The 24,417-nt window shown below is 66.6% G+C and carries 19 protein-coding genes and 1 pseudogene; 12 read left to right on the plus strand and 8 right to left on the minus strand.

Going from position 1 to position 24,417, the window contains the following annotated elements; all coding sequences use genetic code 11:
- Nucleotides 1-110: 110 nt before the first annotated feature.
- Nucleotides 111-1,604 carry a sigma-54 interaction domain-containing protein gene (locus tag RR42_RS10735; protein ID WP_043346472.1) on the plus strand — a complete coding sequence of 498 codons (1,494 nt, stop codon included), beginning with the start codon at nucleotides 111-113 and terminating at the stop codon, nucleotides 1,602-1,604.
- A 173-nt stretch (nucleotides 1,605-1,777) separates the two neighbouring features.
- Here RR42_RS10735 and RR42_RS10740 read toward each other — a convergent pair whose 3' ends face one another.
- Entirely contained in the window at nucleotides 1,778-1,957 is a 180-nt protein-coding gene (locus RR42_RS10740; RefSeq protein WP_043346473.1) for a hypothetical protein, read from the minus strand.
- On the opposite strand from RR42_RS10740, the pseudogene RR42_RS38550 reads away from it, so the two are divergent.
- Nucleotides 1,908-2,039: pseudogene (locus tag RR42_RS38550) on the plus strand (DDE-type integrase/transposase/recombinase); the annotation flags it as partial. The gene RR42_RS10740 and the pseudogene RR42_RS38550 sit on opposite strands and share 50 nt — an antisense overlap.
- 336 nt (nucleotides 2,040-2,375) lie before the next feature.
- The gene (gene panP / locus RR42_RS10745; protein ID WP_043351884.1) at nucleotides 2,376-4,028 is read left to right on the plus strand and encodes a pyridoxal-dependent aspartate 1-decarboxylase PanP; all 1,653 of its coding nucleotides are present in this window, start codon (nucleotides 2,376-2,378) and stop codon (nucleotides 4,026-4,028) included.
- Between the two features lie 201 nt (nucleotides 4,029-4,229).
- Here the strand turns inward: panP and rpoD are convergent, their stop codons facing one another.
- From rpoD to RR42_RS10760, 3 genes are all read right to left on the minus strand, one after another.
- Entirely contained in the window at nucleotides 4,230-6,191 is a 1,962-nt protein-coding gene (gene rpoD / locus RR42_RS10750) for an RNA polymerase sigma factor RpoD (protein ID WP_043346476.1), read from the minus strand.
- Nucleotides 6,192-6,557: 366 nt separating this feature from the next.
- Complete coding sequence (locus RR42_RS10755; protein WP_043346477.1) at nucleotides 6,558-7,883, minus strand: type II toxin-antitoxin system HipA family toxin; 1,326 nt, start codon at nucleotides 7,881-7,883, stop codon at nucleotides 6,558-6,560.
- On the minus strand, nucleotides 7,873-8,208 hold the full coding sequence (locus tag RR42_RS10760) for a helix-turn-helix domain-containing protein (protein ID WP_043351885.1): 336 nt from the start codon (nucleotides 8,206-8,208) through the stop codon (nucleotides 7,873-7,875). Before RR42_RS10760 ends, RR42_RS10755 begins: the two co-directional genes overlap by 11 nt.
- A gap of 220 nt (nucleotides 8,209-8,428) precedes the next feature.
- Between RR42_RS10760 and RR42_RS10765 the strand changes: the two genes are divergently transcribed.
- Nucleotides 8,429-9,214: a TatD family hydrolase gene (locus RR42_RS10765; protein WP_052494592.1), complete on the plus strand. Its 786-nt coding sequence runs from the start codon at nucleotides 8,429-8,431 to the stop codon at nucleotides 9,212-9,214.
- A 66-nt stretch (nucleotides 9,215-9,280) separates the two neighbouring features.
- On the opposite strand, the gene RR42_RS10770 is transcribed toward RR42_RS10765, so the two are convergent.
- The 3 genes from RR42_RS10770 to RR42_RS10780 form a co-directional block, all read right to left on the minus strand.
- Entirely contained in the window at nucleotides 9,281-11,149 is a 1,869-nt protein-coding gene (locus RR42_RS10770; protein ID WP_043346480.1) for an NAD(P)/FAD-dependent oxidoreductase, read from the minus strand.
- A gap of 37 nt (nucleotides 11,150-11,186) precedes the next feature.
- Complete coding sequence (locus RR42_RS10775) at nucleotides 11,187-12,491, minus strand: cytochrome c (RefSeq protein WP_043346485.1); 1,305 nt, start codon at nucleotides 12,489-12,491, stop codon at nucleotides 11,187-11,189.
- 138 nt (nucleotides 12,492-12,629) lie between these two features.
- Nucleotides 12,630-12,815 (minus strand): DUF2970 domain-containing protein, encoded by a 186-nt coding sequence (locus RR42_RS10780; RefSeq protein WP_043346490.1) that lies wholly within the window; start codon nucleotides 12,813-12,815, stop codon nucleotides 12,630-12,632.
- A gap of 190 nt (nucleotides 12,816-13,005) precedes the next feature.
- Here RR42_RS10780 and RR42_RS10785 point away from each other — a divergent pair, with 190 nt between their 5' ends.
- Nucleotides 13,006-14,421 (plus strand): PLP-dependent aminotransferase family protein, encoded by a 1,416-nt coding sequence (locus RR42_RS10785; RefSeq protein ID WP_043346494.1) that lies wholly within the window; start codon nucleotides 13,006-13,008, stop codon nucleotides 14,419-14,421.
- A gap of 66 nt (nucleotides 14,422-14,487) precedes the next feature.
- Here the strand turns inward: RR42_RS10785 and RR42_RS10790 are convergent, their stop codons facing one another.
- The gene (locus tag RR42_RS10790; RefSeq protein ID WP_043351889.1) at nucleotides 14,488-15,993 is read right to left on the minus strand and encodes a glycine betaine ABC transporter substrate-binding protein; all 1,506 of its coding nucleotides are present in this window, start codon (nucleotides 15,991-15,993) and stop codon (nucleotides 14,488-14,490) included.
- Between the two features lie 258 nt (nucleotides 15,994-16,251).
- Between RR42_RS10790 and RR42_RS10795 the strand changes: the two genes are divergently transcribed.
- The 7 genes from RR42_RS10795 (at nucleotide 16,252) to RR42_RS10825 (ending at nucleotide 24,408) form a co-directional block, all read left to right on the plus strand.
- Complete coding sequence (locus RR42_RS10795) at nucleotides 16,252-17,298, plus strand: LysR family transcriptional regulator (protein WP_043346498.1); 1,047 nt, start codon at nucleotides 16,252-16,254, stop codon at nucleotides 17,296-17,298.
- On the plus strand, nucleotides 17,295-18,788 hold the full coding sequence (locus RR42_RS10800) for an NAD(P)-binding domain-containing protein (protein ID WP_043346501.1): 1,494 nt from the start codon (nucleotides 17,295-17,297) through the stop codon (nucleotides 18,786-18,788). The genes RR42_RS10795 and RR42_RS10800 overlap by 4 nt, the downstream gene beginning before the upstream one ends.
- Nucleotides 18,785-19,771: an ABC transporter permease gene (locus tag RR42_RS10805; protein ID WP_043346505.1), complete on the plus strand. Its 987-nt coding sequence runs from the start codon at nucleotides 18,785-18,787 to the stop codon at nucleotides 19,769-19,771. Before RR42_RS10800 ends, RR42_RS10805 begins: the two co-directional genes overlap by 4 nt.
- Complete coding sequence (locus RR42_RS10810; protein WP_043346510.1) at nucleotides 19,768-20,700, plus strand: ABC transporter permease; 933 nt, start codon at nucleotides 19,768-19,770, stop codon at nucleotides 20,698-20,700. The genes RR42_RS10805 and RR42_RS10810 overlap by 4 nt, the downstream gene beginning before the upstream one ends.
- Nucleotides 20,697-21,707 (plus strand): ABC transporter ATP-binding protein, encoded by a 1,011-nt coding sequence (locus tag RR42_RS10815; RefSeq protein ID WP_043346513.1) that lies wholly within the window; start codon nucleotides 20,697-20,699, stop codon nucleotides 21,705-21,707. The genes RR42_RS10810 and RR42_RS10815 overlap by 4 nt, the downstream gene beginning before the upstream one ends.
- On the plus strand, nucleotides 21,704-22,741 hold the full coding sequence (locus tag RR42_RS10820) for an ABC transporter ATP-binding protein (RefSeq protein ID WP_052494593.1): 1,038 nt from the start codon (nucleotides 21,704-21,706) through the stop codon (nucleotides 22,739-22,741). The genes RR42_RS10815 and RR42_RS10820 overlap by 4 nt, the downstream gene beginning before the upstream one ends.
- A gap of 92 nt (nucleotides 22,742-22,833) precedes the next feature.
- Nucleotides 22,834-24,408, plus strand: coding sequence for an ABC transporter substrate-binding protein (locus RR42_RS10825; protein WP_043346515.1), 1,575 nt, complete (start codon nucleotides 22,834-22,836; stop codon nucleotides 24,406-24,408).
- The last annotated feature ends 9 nt before the right edge of the window (nucleotides 24,409-24,417 follow it).

Below are 24,417 nucleotides of genomic sequence, written 5' to 3' on the forward strand. Positions count from 1 at the left end.
AGTGGCCGAATGTCTTTCGGATGCCACGTCTCAAAACATGGACACACTGTCTCCATTAAGAGACAAGAGACGAGTAGGCCGGCATGCGCGGCGCCATCAGGAATGTTGAAATGAACGCTAACGACAGCGGCAAGCTGCTGGCCGACTACGGTCACGTACGCAAGCTGGCCATGCAGTCACTGTTCGATACGCTGGACGCCTCGAGCGAAGGCACGGTGGTGGTCGACCAGGATGCGCGCATCGTCTGGATCAACCAGGACTATGCGGCGCGCTTCGGCTTCGCCGATCCGCGCAATGCCATCGGCCGGGACTGCGAAGCCGTGATCCCTCACAGCCTGATGCGCGAGGTGGTGACGAGCGGCGAGCCCATCCTGCTCGATATCCTCGAAACCAGCCGCGACCCGCTGGTGGTCACGCGGCTGCCAATCAAGGACGGCCAGGGGAACACGATCGGCGCGGTGGGCTTCGCTCTGTTCGCCGAGCTGAAGGCGCTGACACCGTTGTTCAGCCAATACTCGCGCCTGCAAGCGGAGTTGATCGCCACACGGCAGTCACTCGCCCAGGCCCGCCGCGCCAAGTACACCTTCTCCAGCTTCGTCGGCACCAGCGCCGCCAGCCTGGAAACCAAACGCCTGGCGCGCCGCGCGGCGCAGCTCGGCTCGCCGGTGCTGCTGCTGGGAGAAACCGGCACCGGCAAGGAACTGCTGGCGCACGCCATCCACGGCGCCTCGGGGCGCGCCGACAGGCCACTGGTCACCGTCAACGTCGCCGCCATCCCGGACACCCTGCTCGAGCTGGAGTTCTTCGGCGCCGCCGCCGGTGCCTATACCGGGGCGGACCGCAAGGGGCGCGTCGGCAAGTTCGAACTCGCGCACGGCGGGACACTGTTCCTCGACGAGATCGGCGACATGCCGCTGCCGCTGCAGGGCAAGCTGCTGCGTGTCCTGCAGGACAAGGAGTTCGAGCCACTGGGTTCCAACCGCATCGTGCGCGCCGACGCCCGCATCATTGCCGCAACCTCAGCCGACCTGCCGGCCCTGGTGGCGCAGGGGAGGTTCCGCGCCGACCTGTACTACCGGCTCAATGTGCTGACCATCCACGTACCGCCGCTGCGCGAGCGCCTGTCGGATATCGAGGCGATGTCCTACGCCATCCTCGACCGACTCTGCTCGCAGCGCGATGCCGGCCATCTGGAGTTGGACGAGGAAGCGTTGCGGCTGCTCTGCGCCTACCACTGGCCCGGCAATGTGCGCGAACTCCAGAACACGCTGGAGCGCGCGGTCATGCTGTCGGACAGCGAGCGAATCGACGCGCGCTCGCTGGCGCGCTTCATCGGCGATGGCCACGGCATGGCGGGCCTCGGCACGCACGCGGATGCCCCGCGCGGCGGGGAGGACGCTGCGCCGGGCAAGGACGATGCGAGCGAGGCGACTGCCGCCGCCACGCCGCAGCGGTACGAGGAGGCGATGCGGGCATTCGAGCAGCGCCTGCTGTCGGATGCGCTGCGCGCCACCGGCGGCCGCGTCGCCGAGGCTGCCAGCCGGCTCGGCATTGGTCGCGCGACGCTGTACAAGAAGATCGCAGCGCTCGGCATCGAACCCTAGATGTCCTCGCGGCGGTTCCGGGAACCGTTCACGAGCAAAGAAACACCCTGCAGCAGGATCGGCGGCAGGGTGAATATGGCAGTTTCATTGCATGTGGCAAGCCTCACGGCGGCGCTTGCCGAATCGGGCCGGCCTGTCGAATGAATCGCCCCGCGACCCCACATCGCGGCGACTCACGGACAATTGCCGATGACATAGCAGCCAGCGGCCGTCTGCGCCAGCGTGTTTGTGTAGAACAAGTTGTCCAGCCCCATGTTCTGGTTCGAGCCGTTCGCGTAGGCAGTACCGGCGCCGTTGTTGCCGGGCCAGTGGAAATATCTGTACCGGGCGGTCGACCAGGCGGGAAATGCCATCAACTTCCTGCTGCGCGCCCAGCGAGACAAGGCCGCAGCACTGCGGTTTTTCGAGAAGGCCATCGCGCAGCACGCCCAGCCGGTGTCACCCGGTGAATCCAGGAGCCTGAATCAAGAACCGCTCTGACAACGTCACGAAGCGCCATAAGTCACGGGGTATCAATCGCTAGAGGCCTACCCTTCTGGTAGCCATAACGTCGCTCACGCACGAGCGCTTCCTCGCTGCCCGGCAACCGCGCGCTGGCTGATGGCCGGCAGCAGGAAGAAGCTCCCGGGCGGCCACCCTGACTGGCGCTCGTTTGCCGCCGCGAAGGCACGCACGATGCGCTATCTGAGTCACGACCTGTGGTAGATCCCGTCCGCTCCGGCATAATGCCCAGCACACCATGGCGGCACTAGATTGAACTGGGTAATGCAAATGAAGCCGGACATCCCTCGCGAAAAGACCTCACAAAGCACAGACGGGGGCGACGACTGCCCCTTGCGCTGGTTCGATGCGGATCGCGGCGCATTCGAGTCGCTCGAACAATGGATCGCCGAGCATCCGGCGGATTTCTTCGCGAGCGAGCGTTTTGATCCGGTCGGCGCTTGCGCCACACGCGAGGCGGTGTTCGCGTCGGTAGAACTGCCAGAGACGCCGACATCGCCGCAAGCGCATGCCGATCATCTGCTCCACGACGTTTTTCGGCACGTGATGCCCGTGGCATCGCCAACATTCGTCGGACACATGACGTCGTCGCTACCGTCGTTCATGCCTTCGCTGGCCAAGGTGGTGGCGGCGCTGAACCAGAACGTCGTGAAACTCGAGACGTCGGGCGCGCTGACAGGACTCGAGCGCCAGGTCATCGGCATGCTGCACAAGCTGGTGTTTGCCCAGGACAGCGCGTTCTATGGGAGGTGGCTGCACGATGCCGACCACGCGCTCGGCGCGATCTGTTCTGGCGGCACGGTCGCCAACCTCACCGCGTTATGGGCGAGCCGCAACAAGTTGCTGGGCGCGTGTGATGGCTTCGCCGGCATCCATCGCGCCGGCATGGTGGCCGCGCTGCGCCACTACGGCCATGACGGGCTCGCGATCGTCGTCTCGGAGCGCGGCCACTACTCGTTGCGAAAAGCAGCCGATGTCCTTGGCATCGGGCGCGACAATCTTGTACCGGTCGCGGTCGATTCGGACGGGCGCATGCGCATCGACCTGCTGCGCGACACCCTGCGTGACCTGCAGCGGCGCAACATCCGGCCGATGGCAATCGTCGGCATAGCGGGGACGACGGAGACGGGCGCGGTCGATCCGCTCGACGCGATCGCGGATGTGGCCCAGGAGGCCGGCTGCCATTTCCACGTGGATGCCGCCTGGGGCGGCGCAACGCTCCTGTCGGAGCGCGAGCGCTGGCGCTTCGCGGGCATCGAGCGTGCCGATTCCGTCGTCATCGATGCGCACAAGCAGTTCTACGTGCCGATGGGCGCCGGCATGGTGCTGTTCCGGAGCCCGGCGTGGACGCAGGAAATCATCCAGCATGCGAACTACATTGTGCGCAAGGGCTCGGTGGACCTGGGGCGCCATACGCTCGAAGGATCGCGAGGCGCTGCGGCAGTCATGCTCTACGCAAACCTGCACCTGCTCGGTCGCAAGGGGTTGGCGCAGTTGATCGATCGCAGCATCGATAACGCCCGCTACTTTGCATCCCTGATAGCGCGGCAGCCGGATTTCGAGCTCAATAGCCGCCCGCAGCTTTGCATCCTGACCTATCGCCATGTGCCCGAGACCGTGCATGCCGCGCTGGCAACGGCGTGCGCCGAAAGGCGCGACAAGATCCTGGACGCCCTGGATGCGCTGACCATCAGCATCCAGGAAATGCAGCGCGATGCCGGCCGTTCGTTCGTATCGCGCACGCAGTTGATGTCGGCACAGTGGGGTGGGCGCCCGATTGCTGTTTTCCGCGTGGTGCTGGCCAACCCGGATACGACGCATGCCATCCTGCAGGACATCCTCGACGAACAGCGCGCGCTGGCGGCGGCCAGCCCATGCATCGCGCCGCTGATGGCGCTGGTGGCGGCGCCGGACGCAGCATGAAGCATTTGCAGCTGGCGGGCGCCATTCGGCGCAAGACCGTGTCTCGCTGGTAACGGACCACCAACGGCACGCGGGCCCGAGTGGCAGGCGCAGGCTGAGGTACTCGCCTGGCTGAAACAATGAAGGGGGTTACGGCTTTCAACTTTGCCGTAACCCCCTTCGACCAGCCTTCGCCCGGCAGGCGCCGGGGCAGAACCTTGATCAGCCTTCCTTCAGGAACGCCTTCAGATGGTCCGCGCGGCTGGGATGGCGCATCTTCTTCATCGCCTTGCTTTCGATCTGGCGAATCCGCTCGCGGGTCACATCGAACTGCTTGCCGACTTCTTCCAGCGTGTAGTCGGTCGACATGTCGATGCCAAAACGCATGCGCAGCACCTTGGCCTCGCGCGGCGTCAGATCGTCGAGCATTTCGCGCACGGTGGCGCGCAGGCTAGCATGCAACGCGGCTTCGGCGGGGGACGCGGTGTCCGAGTCGGCAATCATGTCGCCCAGGCTCGTGTCGCCGTCTTCGCCAACCGGCGTTTCCATCGAAACCGGCTCCTTCGCGATCTTCATGATCGAGCGGACCTTCTCTTCGGGCATCTCCATGCGCTCGGCCAGGGCAGCGGGATCCGCCGCCTTGCCGGTGCGCTGCATGATTTCGCGCGAGATCCGGTTGAGCTTGTTGATCGTCTCGATCATGTGCACCGGCACCCGGATGGTCCGGGCCTGGTCGGCGATCGCGCGCGTCACGGCCTGGCGAACCCACCAGGTTGCATAGGTGGAGAATTTCCAGCCGCGACGGTACTCGAACTTGTCGACCGCCTTCATCAAGCCAATGTTGCCTTCCTGAATCAGGTCCAGGAACTGCATGCCGCGGTTCACGTACTTCTTGGCGATCGAGATGACCAGGCGCAGGTTGGCCTGCGTCATCTCGTGCTTGGCCTGGCGCATCTGCCGCTCGGCTGCCAGCATCTGGCGATTCACCTGCTTCAGTTCCGACAGCGGCAGCACCACGCGTGCGTGGATGTCGATCAGCTTTTGCTGATGCGCTTCGAGGTCCGGCAAGCTGCGGGAAACGGAATCACTGTACGAACGCGACTCGCCGGCGATCGCGCGGCCCCAGGCGAGATTGGTCTCGTTGCCCGGAAAGCGTTCGATGAACTCCTCACGGGGCATGCCGCAACGCTCGACCATCAGTTGCAGGATCTGGCGCTCGACCACGCGTACTTCTTCCACCACCGTCTGCACATCGGCGCACAGGCGCTCAATGGTCTTTGCGGTAAAGCGGATCGACTTGAGCTCCTCCCGAACCGCGAGCTGTGCCACGAGGAAGCCTTCCGACTCCACGCCGTGCGCGGTGTAGGCCTTGCGCATGGCTTCGAAATGATTGGCGACGCGCGCGAAGCGGGTCAGGCAATCGTCACGCAGCTTGGCCAGGCTGGCGGTTTCGTTGGCTTGCGCGGCCGCACCTTCGTCGACGGGCTCGTCCGAGGCACTTTCATCCTCGGCGACGACTTCGTCGCGGCTGGTGTCTTCCTCGGCTTCGGCGACGTCGCCTTCCCCTTCGATCAGGCCGTCGACGAGCTCATCGATACGCGTTTCGTCGCGGGCGACCCGCTCCGACAGCTCAAGAATCGTCGCAATGGTGGACGGGCAGGCAGCGATGGCGTGCACCATGCGGTTCAGGCCGTCCTCGATCCGCTTGGCGATCTCGACTTCCTGCTTGCGGGTCAGCAGCGTTGCCGAGCTCATTTCCCGCATGTACATCCGCACCGGATCGGTGGTGCGGCCGAATTCGGAGTCGACCGTCGAGAGCGCGACTTCCGCCTCTTCATCGGCCTGGTCGTCAGACGCGGCGACCGCGCTGTCGCGCAGCAGCAGCGCTTCGGCATCCGGCGTCTGCTCATAGATCGTCACGCCCATTTCGGCGAACGTGCTGACGATGCTTTCCATCGCCGCTGTGTCCGTGAAATTGCCCTGCAAATGGTCGCTGATATCCGCGTGCGTCAGGTAGCCTCGCTCCCTGCCCAGCTGGATCAGCGCGCGCAGCTGCTGGCTGCGTTCCGTTGCTTCGGTTGCGGGATCAGCTTGAGTCGTGGACGCCGCACCCCTGCCGACAGGCTTTTTGCCGGTCAATGCTGTCTTTGTTTCTGCCACCGTCCGTTGTGCGCCACTCGCCATTAACTGCTGCTCCCTTGCTGAATTACTGCTTAACTGTTGCTGTTGCCCGTACGAGGGTACACCCAACGCACCTCCGGCTGTCAAAGCCGCCACAGGATGGGTACCTGTCGAGAGATGCATGGCTGACGCCACCACTACCGGGTTCTTCCAGTATGGTGGTCCGCGCTCGTTTAGGCCAAAGGGCGATATTCTACATTCGTTGGTGCGACGCAGCACGTGATAAAAGTTTTTTACCGCATCGCCGAGGCCCTTCAGCCCCTCTTAAATTTGCGTTGCCACGTCACTCCATGCTAGGCAATAGCCCTATTTTCACGCACAAAGCGGGCGAATTACCCGCTATATGTGACACAAAGATTACATACAACCTCATCGGGCCTTGTGACCGAAAGCACCGTCAGGATTTACATACAGATTTGTTTTTTTCTTGCCAGCCAGGCTACCGGGCCCGGAAAGGCCGGCTTCTTCTCTTAACGGGGTGGGTGTCGATTTCCCCGGCCGTGCATCCGGCTTGATGTCCTCCAGCCCTTGCGCCCATGCCGCCAGCATCCGCTTGGCGATTTCCCTGAATTCCGGGTAGCGGCCAGCGCACTCAGCCACCATCGGCAGCACGGCTCGAACCGCCTCGGTCACCTGCGCCACGCACGCCGCCATGTCGGTGCGGGACAGCGACAACCGGGCACCGCCGTATTGGGTCAACCACTGCCCGGATGCCCAGGCCCGCTTGCCGGCCAATGGCAGGCCCGGAATATCTGCCTGGTACTCGGGGTAGGCCGTCACCGTGACTATGTCGTAAACCGGCGCCAGCCGCACGTCCTCTGCAGAGGTATAGACCACTGCGAAGTTTTTCAAGTGCGCGTCTGCATTGCGCAGCGCATAGTTCACGAGCAACAGCGTAAACAGCCGCCTCGCGCTCTCCTTGCGATGCGGGGCACTGACGTAAATCGACGACAGTTTTGCCAGGTCCTCAAGACTGCCTTTGTACTTGTTAACGGGATCCAGCCCCTTGAGTGCGCAGAAATCTTCGACCGCCAGGCGGCCTGCGTTGGCCAGCCGGTCGAAACGCCGGATGGCCAGCACCTCCCCATCCTCCGAGAGTTGTGTCTCGGGGACCTCCAGGCCCGCATGCCGCGCGACCTCCAGGCACAGGAACTCATTGACGGACAGGCCGGGCAAGTCGGCCGGACCGGTTTTCAGGATGAACTCGTCGGTCCAGACCGTGGCTTTGTCCTCTGGCCTGGCAAGCATCTTCGGCATGACGCCAGAGACACCTTCGGTAATGCCGGCTTCCAGCTGCCGCAACAGGTTGTCCCGCGAGCCTGTTGCGGCCAGCAGGCTCGCCATGTCCAGGCTGGAGGCGGGGGCGTCCGCCGATACGCCACGGGGCACCACCCTGACCCTGCCGATTCCGTTCGCGCCGGTCAGTGCCAGCAGGCCCTGGTCGCTCACGTCGGCATGGGCGCCAAGCTTTCGGCGCACCAGGTCTTTCTTGTACCCCTCGGGCAGGTTCATCTGAAAAAAAGGCAGCAATCCGGCAGCCCATTTATATGACGCTGCCCGCGCCGGGAGCAGGAGTGAGACGAGGTTGTGCGCCTGAACGTCTGGCAGGTAGGTGAAAACGCTCGCGCGCGCCTCTTCGACCAGCGTGCCCACTGGCGTTGCATTCACGTAGACGTCCAGTACCTTAGCGCTCATCCGTCCTCCCCATGGCTGCCTGGGGCTTGTTGTGGGCATGCCTGACCCGCCGGCGGAGCTCTCCCGCAGCGGCATTGCCTGTTTCGGACTCTGCCAGCACGTCGTCAAGGGTCCTTCGGTGGCCGGCAGGCCGTGCGAACAGCTCAAGCCCGACGGTTTCAAACAGGCTCAGCAGCTTCACGGCGCCCAACTCCGGCAAGCCGCCGGTCTCGAACCGGCTGATCCGCGCACGCGGCACCCCGCTGGAGTCCGCGACTTCCTGCTGGGTTTTGTTGGCAAGAAGCCTGGCGTGCTTGAAGGCCTCCCCCAGTTCGGCGAGATTCATATGCCACCTATAAAACATTAAGCCTTGAAATGCATTTAATGTACTGTATATGAAACAGAAGGCGGCATCAAGATAACGTGACACAAGTAGAACAATAATGGCCAATATCCTAGCAATGCTCCATATGAGGAACATTAAGAAGGTTGCACGGGCACGATATTCAAGAGGTTAGACTGCAAACCTGCCGAACCACCAGCCACCCCACCCCTTAGCCAGAGACATGCACCTGATCGACATTGGCGTGAACTTCCACTCCTCTCAGATTGCCCCGCACACCGCAGTGATCCTGGAGCGGGCTAAGGCAGCGGGCGTGGTCGGCATCCTTGCCACCGGCACCTCGCTGGAATCAAGCCGAGGGGCACGCGACCTGGCCAGCCGGCATCCCCATTTTCTCTTTGCCACGGCCGGCATCCACCCGCACAGCGCCAAGGACTGGTCGCCAACGGTCCTGCAGTCCCTCCAGGCGCTCTGGGAGAGCCCTGACGTGGTGGCAATCGGGGAATGCGGGCTGGACTACAACCGCAACTTCTCTACGCCAGCCGACCAGCGCCACGCCTTCGAGGCGCAACTCGAGGCGGCGGTGCGCTGGAACAAACCGCTGTTCCTCCATTGCCGGGACGCCTTCGACGATCTCTACGCCATGGTCGCACCCGCCGTGCGCGCGGGCGCCCACGGCGTGGTGCACTGCTTCACCGGCGCAGCCGATGAGGCAGCCGCTTTCGTAGCGCTAGGCCTGGACATCGGCATCACCGGCTGGGTCACGGATATCAAGCGCGGCCAGGCGCTGCGGGAGGCCGTGCAAGCCATCCCGCTCGAGCACCTGCACCTGGAGACGGACGCGCCGTATCTCGGCCCGAAAAACCACAAGAACCGGCGGCCGTACAACGAGCCCGCGAATCTTCCCTGGATTGCGCAAGCAGTCGCCGAACTGAAGGGACTGAGCATGCGCGAAGTGGCGGATCAGTGCACCCGCAACAGCCGCCGCCTGTTTGGCATTCCGGCCTGATGCGCTCCGCCCCGCACCAGCAACTTCAAGCTTTGCGCCTGAACGTGCCCGCATTGCGCCGCCACATCAGCCAGCCAACTCGCCCACCGCCCGCCACGCCTGATCAATGGCGGCCGTCAACGACGGGCTGCCCGCGCTATCGCTATTGGCGATCACCACATTGCCAGCGCGGGCGCGCGAGCGGTCCAGCACGGCCTGCGCCGCCGCTTCTTCCTCGAACAAGCTGTTGGGCATATAGCTGTAACCGTGCGCCCAGCGGTTGACCGTGATGCCCCGGATGACGTCCTTGCCGGCAAAGCCGCCTGGCGCCAGCATGCGATCCAGCTGGCTGCGCACGCCCTTCTCCAGTTCGCTGAACGGCGTACCCAGCAAGAAGGCGCGCCCCGCGCGAAAGCGCTCGCGCGCCTGCATGCCGCTGTCCGGCACGGTGGGCACATAGAGCATATGCAGCACCACCGGATCGGCCGGACGCGTGCCGGCTGGCTTCTCCAGCCACAGGTCGGTGTAGGCCATGGCCGGCGCGTGGATGCGGCTGGTCTTGAGCGCCTCGAAGGCACGCCAGTTGTCCAGCGCCACCTTGGTGTAGACCACAGGCGCCTTCACGTCGGAGCGCAACGCTTGCTTTTGCGCGTCCGGCAGGCCGGGCATGATGAACGGGATCATCATGTTGTAGCCCGCCAGCACCACATGCGCGGCTTCGACCCGGTGCAGGTTCCCACTCCAGCCGTAGGTCACGCGCGTGATGCGCTGGTCGGGCTCGATGGCGATGGCGGTGCTGTTCAGCCGCACCCTCACCTTTGCATCCTCGGCATCGAGCCGGTTGTAGTCGAAGCTGGCCGCTCCGATCGCATCGGGGCTGGCGATGCTTGCCACGCCCGGGATCAGGTTCTGCACCAGCAGCCGCGCCAGCGTGGCGTTGCCGTCGGCAAACCAGAGCTTTGACGCGGGCGACTTGCCAAGCCGCGGATTCAGGCTCGCTGGTGGCATGTTCTTGCCCGCCGGCAGGCCGATGGCGAGCGCGTCGAACACGGACACGCCGTCGGCGTCGAGTGCATAGGCATCGTTGCTGCGGCTGCGGAAAAAGCGCTGGCCATCCAGTCCCAGGCCGGCCTTCTCGCGCAGGAACACCGCGTAGCTGGTGCGCTTCAGGTAGGCCAGCCGCTCGCCTTCGCTCATGCCGGCCAGGTAATCCGTGCCGCCGTCGGCCAGCCGCGCCAGCGCGGCGCGGTCTTGCTGGGGCAACGGCGCCTTGTCGAGGAAGGCTTTGAAGGCGGCGGCATCCGCAGCCTGCGCGCCCGCCCCCTGCGTTCCTATTCCCTGCGTTCCTATTCCATTGCGGGCATCGATCAGCCCCGCAAACGGATCGCCGGCAAGCAACTGGTCCCGGCCGAAATGCTCCTGGTCGAAGAACACCGAGCGGCCCATGCCCAGCTCGCGGTAAGGGTCGCGTTCGGCGGCTTGATGGCGCTTCGCGTCTACACCGAGGCCGGCCAGCAGCGTCGCCACCGCGCGGCTGTCCAGCGCGGTCGATGGCATCTCGGCGCTGCCGCCGTAGGTCACCAGTTTCTGCCCGCGCACGGTAAATTCGTTGCGCTTGGCGTGCCCGCCGAAATCGTCGTGGTTGTCCAGGATCAGGATGCGCTTGCCGGCGCCAAAGCGGCGCTGGTAGAACCACGCGGCCGCCAACCCGCTGAGCCCGCCACCCACCACCACCAGGTCGTAGACTTCGCGCGCCATGACGGCGGGATACTTGGCGCCCTCACGCGCCAGGCTGTGCGCGAGCGTATAGGTGCCCGCATGGTTGCCGCGCAGCCCGGTCAGCGCGGGCGGGTAGCCGGCACCGCGTTCGGCGGCCTGCAATAGCTGGGACGGCGCCAGCCCAGCGGCAATGGTGAGTGCGGCGCCGTTGAGGAAATCTCTGCGCGTGATGGTCATGGCAATAGGATTCGCTTGATGTAGGTGGCGCGCGGGCTCAACGGGATTCGGCGGCGTCGCGCTGGCGCCCGAGCGCGGCGCGGCGGGCGGCGACAGTCGCCTCCTTGACCTGGCTGGCCTGGTTGCCCCAGCCGGTGCGGATAAAGGTCAGCACATTCGCCAGTTCCTGGTTGTCCAGCGTCCAGCCATAGCCGGGCATGTGGTAATCGGTCGCCGCGGTGCCCACGTGCGCCGTCACGGCGCCATCGAGCAGCAGGTTGGCCAGCGAGGACGGATCGGGATCCACCACGGTGGGATTGCCCGCCAGCGGTGGGAAAACGCGGGCAAAGCCCTTGCCGTTGGCGCCATGGCAAGGCATGCAGAACTCGGCGTACTGGCGCGCGCCGGTAGCATCGAAACGGCCCTGCGCAAGCGCGTCGGCGGTATGGGCGTCATAGGCATACGGCGTTTCGTCGCTGCGCGCGCCGGGCACGGACTTGAGGTACACCGCAACGGCATCGAGGTCCGGGCGTGTCATGAACTGCGTGGACGACGCGATCACCTCGGACATCGGCCCGAAGGAAGTCGCATGCGCATTGCGGCCGGTATGCAGGTATTCGGCAATGTCCTCGCGCGACCAGGTGCCCAGCCCAGTGCGCGGATCGCCGCGCAGGTTGGTGGAGGCCCAGCCTTCCACACTGGCGCCGGCCAGGAAGTGCCGGCTGCGCTCGTCCAGCCCCTTCTCGGCCATCAGCATGCCGCGCGGCGTATGGCATGCGCCGCAGTGGGCCACCGCCTGGACCAGGTAAGCCCCGCGATTCCACTCGACGCTCTGACCTGCATTGGCAGGAACCGGGCCGGACTCCAGGAACAGCCAGTTCCAGACGCGCAGCAGCCAGCGCATGCCAAACGGCCAGCGCATCTCGGGCTCGGCGGTTGCTTGCCGCACGGCTTTCACTTCGGTGCGCAGATAGGCGTATAGCGCCTGCACATCCGGCTCGGCGAGCCTGGCGTAGGACGGGTAAGGCATGGCGGGATACAGCCGCTTGCCATGCCTGGCCACGCCCTCGCGCAGCGCGCGGTCGAATTCCTCGAACGAGTAAGCGCCAATGCCGCTGTCCACGTCCGGCGTGATGTTGGTCGAGTAGACGGTGCCGACGCCGGTCTTCAACGGCAAGCCGCCGGCAAACGGCGCGCCGCCGACGCTGGTGTGGCAGGCCGCGCAATTGGCAACCTTGGCCAGGTAGCGGCCGCGCTCGACCTGCGCGGCACCGGGGGCGTCAGCCGCCGCCGCGAAGCACGGCGCCAGCAATAGGACAGCAAAGGCAACGGTGGCGGAAAACCGCCTTGTGGCAAGGCTCATGGGGGCTGTTTGTCGTTTCAAGCGCCGCGATGGCATTCAGTACGGCGAACGTGCACAGCCCGCACGCGGCGGGCTGCACTTCGTGGTTGCGGGCCTGGATGGCCCCGTGGGCACGGGAAAAATTGGCGGGCTCGCGGCTCAGGCGTGGGTCACCGCCCAGTGCGCCAGCGACACGAGCAGCAGCACCAGCCCCGCCGCCAGCGCCACCCCCGTCAGGATCAACGGCACCGGCCGCACGGCCTGCAGGTCGCGCAGATGTTCCTGGCCCTTGCGCAGGCCAAAAAATCCCCACAGCACTGTGAGCACCAATCTCAAGGGGTTCATTTCGCTCTTCCTTACATGCGTGCCAACCGCCGCGTGACCTTGCGGCGCTTTGGCTTTTGGTAGTTACGGGGGATTATGGCGTCGGCTGGCAAGGAATAACAGAATCAGATCTGCGATAATTTTGCGTATCAGTTTGAGCGCCTGAGACTGCGCTCATCGCCACGGCAACGCCCCCTGCCCCCCTGCCCCAATGAAGCGCTACGAAGAACTGGCGGAAACGCTGGCCAAGGACATCCGCAACGGTAACCTGCCGCCCGGCACCAAGATGCCGTCGATCCGCAAGACCGTGACCCAGTTCGGCGTGAGCCCCGCCACCGCGTTCCAGGCCTACTACCGGCTGGAGGAGCGCGGCCTGGTGCGGGCACGCGAGCGCTCCGGCTATTACGTGACCGGCCAGGCCGGCCGGCCGCTGCCGCAGCCGGCTGCGCGGCCCTCGCACCAGGTCTCGACCGACGTTGATATTTCCAAGCTGGTCTTTTCCGTGCTGGACGCCGCGCGCGATCCGCAGCTCATCCAGCTTGGCTCGGCCTTCCCTTCGCCCGAGCTGTACCCCTGGGAGCGGCTGGGCAAATCGCTGGCCCGGGCCGGGCGCGAGCTCGACCCCTGGTATTCCGTCAACGACATGCCCGCCGGGCACCTTGCCCTGCGCCAGCAGATCGGGCTGCGCTACCTCGGCGCGGGCGCGCCGCAGCCCACCGACGAGATCATCGTCACCAACGGTGCGCTGGAAGCGCTGAATCTGTGCCTGATGGCAGTGACCCAGCCCGGCGACGTGGTGGCGATCGAGTCTCCCGGCTTCTATGCCGCGCTGCAGGCGCTGGAGCGGCTGCGTCTGCGGGCGGTGGAAATCCCGGTGGACCCGCGCGAAGGCATCGACCTGGACGCACTGGATACCGCGCTCCAGCGCCATCCGATCAAGGCCTGCTGGTTCATGACGCAGTTCCAGAATCCAATGGGCGCGAGCATGTCCGAGGCCAGGAAGCAGGCGCTGGTGGCCTTGCTGGCGCGCCACCGCGTGCCGCTGATCGAGGATGACGTCTACGGCGAGCTGTATTTCGGCAATCGCTGCCCCCTGCCCGCCAAGGCCTTCGACCAGGAGGGGCTGGTCATGCACTGCAGCTCGTTTTCCAAGACGCTGGCGCCGGGCTTCCGGGTGGGCTGGGTGGCCCCCGGGCGGTATGGCGAGGCGATCAAGCGGCTGCGGCTGATGACCACGCTGTCGGCGGGCGTGCCCACGCAGGTGGCGCTGGCCGAGTACCTGCAGAACGGCGGCTACGACAAGCACCTGCGGCGCCTGCGCCATCTGCTCGAGATGCAGCAGGGCCAGCTGATCGCGGCCATCGGCCTGCACTTCCCGGAGAACGTGCGGGTCTCGCAGCCCGCCGGCGGGTACTTCCTGTGGGTGGAGTTTGCGGCCGGATTCGATGCGCTGGCGCTGCATCGCGCCGCGCTGGAACATGGCATCGGCATTGCGCCGGGCCCGATCTTTTCAGCGCGCCAAGGCTATCGCAACTGCATCCGGCTGAACTATGGCCACCTGTGGAGCGATGCCGTGGAAGCCGCCGTGGCCAAGCTGGGCGAGCTGGCGAAAGCGCAATTGCAATAGGGCGAAATAGGTCTAAATAGGGCGAAATAAATTGCAGTAAGGCGCAGTACGCCGCAACAAAGCGCGTCAGGTTACCGTCCCGCTCCGGGCATGCCTGCCCAGATACCACTCCCCCAGCCCGAAGCCAGCCTGCACCAGCAGTGCAAGCACCGCGGCCGGGATGGCGCCCGCCATCAGCAGCACATGGTCGTTCAGCGCCAGCCCGGTGGCGATGCGCTCGCCATAGCCGCCGGCACCGACAAAGGCGGCAATGGTGGCGGTGCCCACGCTGATGATGGCGGCGGTCTTGATGCCGGCCAGCAGCACCGGCATCGACAGCGGCAGCTCCACATAGCGCAGCACCTGGCCGGGCGTGAAGCCCAGGGCGCGCGCTGCCTCGCGCATGCCGGCTGGCACCTGCTGCAAGCCGGTCAGCGTGTTGCGCACGATGGGCAGCAGTGCATAGAGAAACAGCGCCACCATCGCCGGCCAGACGCCGATGCGCCCCAGCAGCGGGATCAGCATCGCCAGCAGGGCCAGAGACGGCACGGTCTGCAGCACGCTCACCGTGGCCATCAGCACCTGCCCCAGCCGCCGCCGGCGTGCGGCGACGATGCCAAGCGGCACGCCCAGCAAGCTGGCCGCGCCAACCGCGCCCAGCACCAGGGCCAGGTGGCGGCAGGTCAGCCGCAAGGTATCGCGCCCGAACAAGGTGCCGGCAAGGCCGGCCCGCGCGCTTGCCGTTGCATCGGCCACGCTGGCGTTGCCATGCGCCAGGAAGGCCCTCGCCACGGCGGCAAAGGATTGCCCATCCAGTTCCGCCGCGGCATTCATGGCGATCATGTCCGCCGCGCTCACCTTGCCGGCCAGCCCCGTCAATGCCTGCCAGGCGGCCGGGAAGCGCTGCGGCAGGTCCAGGCGGTACAGCACCACGGCGTCATAGCGGGGAAAGTAGTGGCGGTCGTCCGTCAGCACGCGCAGACCGTATTTGCGGATCTTCGCATCGGTGGAATAGATATCAATGGCGTCGACCTGCCCGTTGGCCAGGGCTTCGTAGGCCACGCCGTGGTCCAGCCCCAGGGGCCGCTGGGGCAAGCCGTAGCGCCGCGCCAGCCCGGGCCAGCCGTCCGCCCGGCCCAGGAATTCATGCGACAGCCCGAGGCGCAGTTGCGGCTGCGCGGCCAGGTCGCCCAGCGCCGCCAGCCCGAGCTGCCGGGCCTTGTGCTCCTCCATGGCAAGCGCATAGGTGTTCTCGAAGCCAAGCGGAATCCCTGCCGCCAGGCCCAGCGGCGCCAGCGCCTGGTTGATCTGCGCCAGGCTGGCGCCGGGGGGCAGCTTGAGGATTTCACTGGAGACGGTGCCGGTGTAATCGGGATAGAGGTCGATGCTGCCGGCCTTGAGCGCCTCGAACACGATCGCCGTATTGCCAAGGCCGGGCGTGTGCTGCGCACTGGCTTGGGCCGCGGCGGTCTGGGTGAGCACCTCCCCGAGGATGTAGGACTCGGTAAAGCGCTTGGAGCCGACCCGCAGGGTATCGGCGCGGGCCGTGCCGGCTGTGGCCAGCAGCGACAAACAGGCCACTGCCCAGCACAGGAGCAAGGCCAGCCAGGGCTCGGCACGGCGGGGATTTCCGGGTTGCAAGGTCAAATGAAGCGCTCTCGTGGGCATCGTGCGTGGCACGCGGACTGCCGGGCCGGTTCATCACATGATACGTGCATGGCCGCGACGGCGACGCCGGCGCGCACCCACTTTGTGCCGCATGAGCACATACGAAAATAGTATTTGCAATCCGAATGCTAGCGGGGCGAGAATCCACAAAACACATACATAGCATCAGCAACTCGGGCCCCCATGGAAATCCGGCAACTGGAAGCCTTCGCGGCAGTCATGACCAGCGGCAGCGTGACCGCCGCCGGGCGCCTGCTGGGGCGCTCCCAGCCGGCCATCACGCGGCTGATCCAGGAGCTGGAAAGCGAGATCGGCTTTGCCCTCTTTGCCCGCAGCGGGCCGCGCGTCAGCCCGACCGAGCGCGGCTTCCTGCTGTACGAGGAGGTAGAGCACGCGCTGGTTGGCCTGCAACAGATCCGCGCCCGCGCCGCTGAAATCGCCCGCGAGGAAAACCGCTCGCTGCAGATCGCGGCCACGCCGGCCCTGGCGGCCGGGTTATTGCCCCTGGCCCTGGCCGGCCACCAGCCGGACCATGCGACGGCCGGGGCGGCCGGGGTGGCAAGCGGGGCAGCCCACGCCAGCCATATCCATATCAGTAGCGCCTCCCCCGAAAAAGTCGTGCATTCGGTGCTGACCGGCGCGGCCGAGATCGGCCTGACCAGCTTGCCGCTGGAGCATCGCGGCGTCACCGTGCACTGGATCGGACAAGCTGCCTGCGTGGCCGCGGTGCGTGCCGACGATCCCCTGGCGGCGCTGGCTACGATTGCGCTGTCAGCCTGCAGCGGCCGGCGCATCGTCACCATGCAGAATCCCTACCGGCTGCGCCGCCGCCTGGACGAGGCGTTTGCCCGCGCCGGGGTGGAGCCGGCCGCGCTGATCGACACCAACTCCTCGCTCAATGCGCTCACCGCCGTGCGCGCCGGGCTGGGCATTGCCGTGCTAGAGCCAGTGACCGCGCGCGGCGTGCCGCTGGCCGATATCGTGGTGCGCCCGATCGATGCCGACATTCCCTTTTACTTTGGCGTGATCACCCCGCAGGCCAGGCCGGCCAGCGCTGCGGTGCTGGCGCTGATCGACACGCTGGCCGACGCGGCCCGCGCGCTGCTGCCGGATTTCACCCAACGCGGCCCGGAACAGCATGGTGCGCTGCTGCAAGCGCTGTATGGCGACGCCACCGCCACCGAGCCGGCCGCCGGCACGCCCTACGACACGGAACACACCGACCTATGAACTCGCCCGCTGACACCTGCCCGGCCGCCGCCAACGCCGCCGGCCTTGCCGCCCTGGAAGCGCGCCTGCGCCAGGACCTGTCCTGGCTGGAACTCCCGGCCAAAAGCTGGACCGTGGCTCGCACGCATGACGGCAAGCCGGTGCTGGACGTTGCCGTGATCGGCGGCGGCATGGCCGGCATGGCCGCGGCGGCTACGCTCAAGCACCTGGGCATCAACGCGCGCATCTTCGATCGTTCGCCGGAAGGCTTCGAAGGCCCTTGGGCTACCACCGCGCGCATGGAAACGCTGCGCTCGCCCAAGCAACTCACCGGCCCCGCGCTCGGCCTGCCCGCCCTGACCTTCCGAGCCTGGTTCGAGGCACAGTTCGGCGCCAGCGCCTGGGAAGCGCTGGACAAGATCCCGCGGCTGCAATGGATGGATTACCTGCGCTGGTACCGCCGGGTGCTGGACCTGGACGTGCGCAACGAACATGTGGTCGAGCGTGTGGTGCCCCGCCCCGATGGCCTGGTGGCACTGGAACTCCGCTCCCCCGCCGGCGCGCTGAGCGTGCTGGCGCGCCGCGTGGTGCTGGCCACCGGCCGCGACGGCCTGGGCGGCGCGCATGTGCCGCCCTTCGCGCAGGACCTGCCGCGCTCGCGCTGGGCGCACTCGAGCGATGTGTTCGACTACACCACCTTGTGTGGCAAGCGCGTGGGCGTGATCGGCGCCGGCGCGTCGGCCATGGACAGCGCCGCCACCGCGCTGGAAGCGGGCGCGGCCAGCGTGGACCTGCTGATCCGGCGCGCCGACATCCCGCGCGTCAACAAGGGCAAGGGCGCGGGCAACCCTGGCCTCACGCATGGCCACCCGAGCCTGCCGGATGACTGGAAATGGCGCATCCGCCACTACATCAACGCGCAGCAGGTGCCACCGCCGCGCGGCAGCACGCTGCGCGTCTCCCGCCACGAGAATGCACGTTTCAACCTGGCCTGCCCCATCGAGCGCATCGAACAAGCCGGGGACGCGCTGCTGGTGCATACGCCCAAGGGCGCGTTCGAGCTGGATTTCCTGATCTTCTCCACCGGCTTTCGTATCGCGCTGGAGACGCGCGAGGAGTTCGGCGCCTTCGCGCGCCATATCCGCTACTGGCGTGACCGCTACACGCCGGCCGCGGGGCAGGAAGACCAGGAGCTGTCGGACTCGCCGGACCTTGGCCCGGCCTTCGAATTCCTGGAGAAGACGGCGCACGCATGCCCCGGCCTGTCGCGCATCCACTGCTTCTGCTATCCGGCGGCGCTGACGCACGGCACGGTATCGGGCGACATCCCCGCCATCAGCGACGGCGCCAGGCGCCTCGGCCAAGGCATCGCCGCGCTGCTCTACCAGGAAGACGTGGCGCTGCACTACGCCAATATGGAAGCCTTCGACGAGCCCGAGGTGTTCGGCGATGAGTGGATTCCCGCCGGGCCACCCCCGGCGCTGCCCAGCGACGCGGCGAACGCATCATGAGCCGCTGGCCGATCCGATGGCTGGCCAGGCGGCTGGCGCAATCGCTGCTGGTCGTGCTGGCGATGACGGTGATCGTGTTTGCCGGCCTGCACGCGATCGGCAACCCGGTCGATATCCTGATCGGCCAGGACGTGGACCAGGTCGAGCGCGCGCGCATCATCGCCAGGCTGGGGCTGGACCAGCCACTCTGGCGCCAGTATCTCGCCTTCCTGCAAGGCGCCCTGCACGGCAACCTGGGCAACAGCTTTGTCTATAACGTGCCCGCCATCGGGCTGATCCTGCAGCGGCTGCCCGCCACGCTGGAGCTCGCCGTGGCGGCGCTGCTGCTGGCGGTGCTGGTGGGCGTACCCTGCGGCCTCTTTGCCGGGCTGTATCCGGAGCATCCGGTCTCGCGCTTGCTGATGACCGGCAGCATCGTCGGCTTCTCGCTGCCGACCTTCTGGGTCGGGCTGATGCTGATCATGGCCTTCAGCGTGCGGCTGGGCTGGCTGCCCTCGGGCGGGCGCGGCGCCACCGCCGAGTGGCTGGGCGTGCCGTGGTCGTGGCTGACCACCGACGGCCTGCGCCACCTGATCCTGCCGGCCATCAACCTGTCGCTGTTCAAGGTGTCGCTGGTGCTGCGGCTGACCCGCGCCGGCGTGCGCGAGGTGCTGCCGCAGGATTGGGTCAGGTTCGCGCGCGCCAAGGGCTTGTCGCCGATCCGCGTGGTGCTGGGCCATGTGCTGCGCAACACGATGATTCCGCTGGTCACCGTGCTGGGGCTGGAGTTCGGCTCGACCATCGCATTTGCCGTGGTGACCGAGAGCATCTTCGCCTGGCCCGGCGCCGGCAAGCTGATTCTCGACAGCATCAACGCGCTCGACCGCCCGGTGATCGTTTCCTACCTGATCGTGGTGGTGTGCCTATTTGTCACGCTGAACCTGATCGTGGACATTCTCTACAAGCTGCTCGACCCGCGCGTGCGGCTGGAGGCCGCCACATGAGCGCCATCGACAACCCCGTTGCCACCGCCCCGGCGGCGCCCCAGGCGCTGCGCCGGGAATCGCCGTGGCGCCGCATGGCGGCGGATTTCTTCGCCTCGCGCACCGCCGTGTTTGGCCTGGTGCTGCTGGCGATCCTGGTGCTGGCCGCGGTCTTTGCACCGCTGGTCACCCCGCAGAATCCGTATGACCTGCTCCAGCTCGACGTCATGGACGCGCGCCTCGCGCCCGGCACGCCAAGCGGCGCCGGCGCCTACAGCTATTGGCTCGGCACCGACGGCCAGGGGCGCGACATCTTCTCGGGCATCCTCTACGGCCTGCGCATCAGCCTGAGCGTGGGCGTGGGCTCGGCGCTGATCGCCGGCGTCATCGGCACCCTGCTTGGCCTGCTGGCCGCCTATGCCGGCGGCCGCGTGGACAGCGTGATCATGCGCACCGTGGACCTGCTGCTGTCGTTCCCGTCGATCCTGGTCGCGATGATGATCCTGGCCTTCCTCGGCAAGGGCGTGACCAATGTGGTGCTGACACTCGTGATCCTGGAGTGGGCCTACTACGCCCGCGCCGCGCGCGGCCAGGCGCTGGTGGAAAGCCGGCGCGAGTACGTGGAAGCCGCTCGCGGCCAGGGCATTTCCAACTGGCGCATCGTGGTGGGCCATATCCTGCCGAACTGCCTGCCGCCGCTGATCGTGATCGCCTCGCTGCAGGTGGCGCGTGCCATCACGCTGGAGGCTACCCTGTCGTTCCTTGGCCTGGGCGTGCCGGTGACCGAGCCCTCGCTGGGCCTGCTGATTGCCAACGGCTATCAGTTCATGCTGTCCGACGAGTACTGGATCAGCTTCTTCCCCGGCGTCGCGCTGCTGGTCACGGTGGTGGCCATCAACCTGGTGGGCGACCGCCTGCGCGACGTGCTCAACCCGAGGTTGCAGAAATGACGGCGCCGGACATCGACAACGCCGTGCCGACGCTGGAGGTCCGCCACCTGCGCACGCACTTCGAAACCCGCGCCGGCGTGCTGCCGGCAGTCGACGACGTCTCCTTTACCGTGCCGCGCGGCCGCATTCTCGGGCTGGTGGGCGAATCCGGCTCCGGCAAATCGGTCACGGGGTTTTCCATCATGGGCCTGGTGGATCCGCCGGGACGCATTGCCGGCGGCGAGATCCTGTTCCAGGGACGCGAGCTGACCCGCATGCGGCCCGCTGAGCTGCGCCAGTTGCAGGGCAACCGCATCGCGATGATCTTCCAGGATCCGATGATGACGCTCAACCCGGTGATGCGGGTGGACGCCCAGATGATCGAGGCGGTGCGCGCGCATAGCCCGGCGAGCCACAAACAGGCGCGCGAACTGGCGCGCGATACGCTGGGCATGATGGGCATCCCCAGCCCGGAGGAGCGCCTGCGCGCCTATCCGCACCAGCTCTCCGGCGGCATGCGCCAGCGCGTGGCGATTGCCATCGCCATGCTGCACCGGCCCGACCTGATCATTGCCGACGAGCCCACCACCGCGCTGGACGTCACCATCCAGGCGCAGATCCTGTCCGAGGTGCAGAAGCTGGCGCGCCTGCACGGCACCGCGCTGATCTGGATCACGCACGACCTGTCCGTGGTGGCCGGGCTGGCCGATGAAGTCGCCGTGATGTACGCCGGGCGCATCGTCGAGCAAGGGCCGGTCGATGCCGTACTGGACCATCCACTGCACCCCTACACCGCCGGCCTGATCGGCAGCTTGCCCAGCCTGAACCAGCGCGGCCAGCGGCTGCGCCAGATCCCCGGCATGACGCCCAACCTGCTGACGATGCCGCCCGGCTGCGCCTTCGCGGCGCGCTGCCCGCGCGTCTCCGGGGCGTGCGTGCAGGCGCCCGCCATCACCTCGCCGCAAGCGCTGCGCCAGGTGCGCTGCTTCCATCCGGGCCAACCGGCCATTGCCGCGGAGTTCGCATGAAACCGACTGAACACGCTGCCGGCGAGCAGCCGCAATTACCTGCCCTGATCGATGCCCGCCATCTCGCCAAGCGCTTTGGTGAGCAGCATCCCGGCCGCATTGGCCGCGCGCTGCAGCGCATGGGCTGGTCGGTACCCGCGCCGGTCACGCACGCCGTGGACGGGGTGGACCTGCAGATCCGCCGTGGCGAAGTGGTCGGCCTGGTCGGCGAATCCGGCTGCGGCAAGTCCACGCTTGGCCGCATGGTGGCCGGCCTGCTGCAACCTTCAGCGGGGGAAATCCGCGTGGACGGCCAGCGCATCGAGGGCCTGGACGCCAGCGCCCGCCGCGCACTGCGGTTGAAGATCCAGATGGTGTTCCAGGATCCGTACGCCAGCCTCAACCCGCGCCTGCGCGTGGACCGCATCGTCGGCGAAGGCGCGCGCCTGCACGGCCTGGTGGACGCGGCCGGCTTCGACGACTACGTCAGCGCCCAACTGGAGCGCGCCGGGCTGGACCCGGCCCTGCGCCAGCGCTACCCGCATCAGTTCAGCGGCGGGCAGCGCCAGCGCATCGGCATTGCGCGCGCACTTGCCGTGCAGCCGGAACTGCTGGTGTGCGACGAAGCGGTGGCCGCGCTGGACGTGTCGATCCAGGCGCAGGTGCTCAACCTGTTCATGGACCTGCGCGAGCAGCTTGGCCTGACCTATCTCTTTATCAGCCACGACCTTGGCGTGGTCGAGCACGTATCGGACCGCGTGGTCATCATGTACTTGGGCCGCGTGGTGGAGAGCGCGCCGACGGAAGAGATCTTCCGGCAGCCCAACCACCCGTACACACAGGCGCTGCTGGCGGAAATCCCGCGCCTGGACTCGCGCCACAAGATCTTCACCGCCATCAGAGGCGAGATCCCCAGCCCGCTGGCGCCGCCACCGGGCTGCCACTTCCATCCGCGCTGCCCGCATGCCATGGCGCGCTGCCGGACCGAGGTGCCGCGCCTGCGCGGCATCGCCGTGAACCATCTCAGCGCCTGCCACCTGAACGAGGCTGGCTAGATGTTGCACATCGGCTGGCTAACTGTTGGCTAACTGTTGGCCAATGCGCGCCACGCCTCTCAACCCTTCTCACGCCCCGAGGAAACCTGCCCATGAAACGCCTGCTGTCCCTCTCGATCAGCGCCGCCGTTGCCGCCATGCTCTGCGCCGGCGCGGCCAGCGCGCAGTCCCTGTCAATCGCGTTTGCCGATCCGCTTTCGTCGCTGGACCCGCAGCTCAACAACCATGCCGGCGACCGCTCCGTCGACCTGCATTTCTGGGACCTGCTGATCGAAAACAAGGACAACAAGCTGCAGCCGGGGCTGGCCCTGTCGTGGAAAGCGCTGGACGACAAGACCTGGGAGTTCAAGCTGCGCCGCGACGTGAAGTGGCAAGACGGCAAGCCCTTCGGCGCGCAAGACGTGATCTTCTCCTACCAGCGCGCGCGCAACGTGCCGGGCAGCGTGGCGTCGTACGCGGGCTACCTGCGCACCATCGAGTCGATGAATGCCAAGGATCCGTACACCCTGGTCATCAAGACCAATATCCCCAACCCGGATCTGCCCCTGAACCTGGCCTCGATCCACATCGTCAGCAAGCACGTCGGCGAGAAGTCCAGCACCGAGGACTACAACAGCGGCCGCGCCGTGGTTGGCACCGGTCCGTACAAGTTCATCTCCTACACGCCAGGCGATCGCGTGATGATGGCGCGCAATGATGGCTACTGGGGCGGCAAGCCAGCCTGGCAGCAGGTCAGCTACCGCTACATCAACAACGGCCCGGCACGCACCGCCGCGCTGTTGTCCGGCGACGTCGATGTGATCGACAAAGTCTCGGTGTCGGACCTGGCCAAGCTCAAGCAATCGCCCAGCATCAGCGTGTTTCCCTATGCCGGCCTGCGCGTGATGCTGCTGCAGCCCAGCTTCAAGCCCGGCCCCAATCCGTACATCACTGACAACGCCGGCAAGCCGCTGGACCAGAACCCGTTGCTGGACGTGCGTGTGCGCCGCGCCCTGTCGCTCGCCATCAACCGGCAGGCGGTGGTGGGCCGCATCCTGCAGAACACCGCTAGCGTGGCCAACCAGTGGATGCCGAAAAACACCTTCGGCTACAACCCGGAGGTCAAGGACATCCCCTTCGATCCGGAGCAAGCCAGGAAGCTGCTGGCCGAGGCCGGGTTCAAGGATGGCTTCAAGCTGACCATCCACGCCCCCAACGACCGCTATCCGCAAGGCCCGGAGACGGCGCAGGCGGTTGCCCAGTTCTGGACCCGCATCGGCGTCAAGACCCAGGTGGAAGTGGTGCCCTGGTCGGTCTACTCTGGCCGCGCCAACAAGAACGAGTACGCGGTTAGCATGCTGGCCTGGGGTAACGGCACCGGCGAGGCCAGCTATGCGCTGGTCAACGTGCTGGCCACCGTGGATGCCAAGAAGGGCCTGGGCGCCTCCAACTGGGGCCACTACAGCAACCCGGCCGTGGACAAGGCCCTGGACGAATCCACCGCTGAGTTCGATGTGCCCAAGCGCGAGGCCATCCTGCGCCGCTCGGTCAAGCTGGTGTCGGACGACGTAGGCGTGCTTCCGCTCTACCACTACCAGAACATCTGGGCCGCCAGGAAGGGCCTGAAGGTGGCGCCGATGACCAGCGACCGCACCGCGGCGATGATGGTCACCCGCGACGGCAAGTGAGGCGGGGGC

The sequence above is a fragment of the Cupriavidus basilensis genome (assembly GCF_000832305.1).
GTDB classification, from domain to species: domain Bacteria; phylum Pseudomonadota; class Gammaproteobacteria; order Burkholderiales; family Burkholderiaceae; genus Cupriavidus; species Cupriavidus basilensis_F.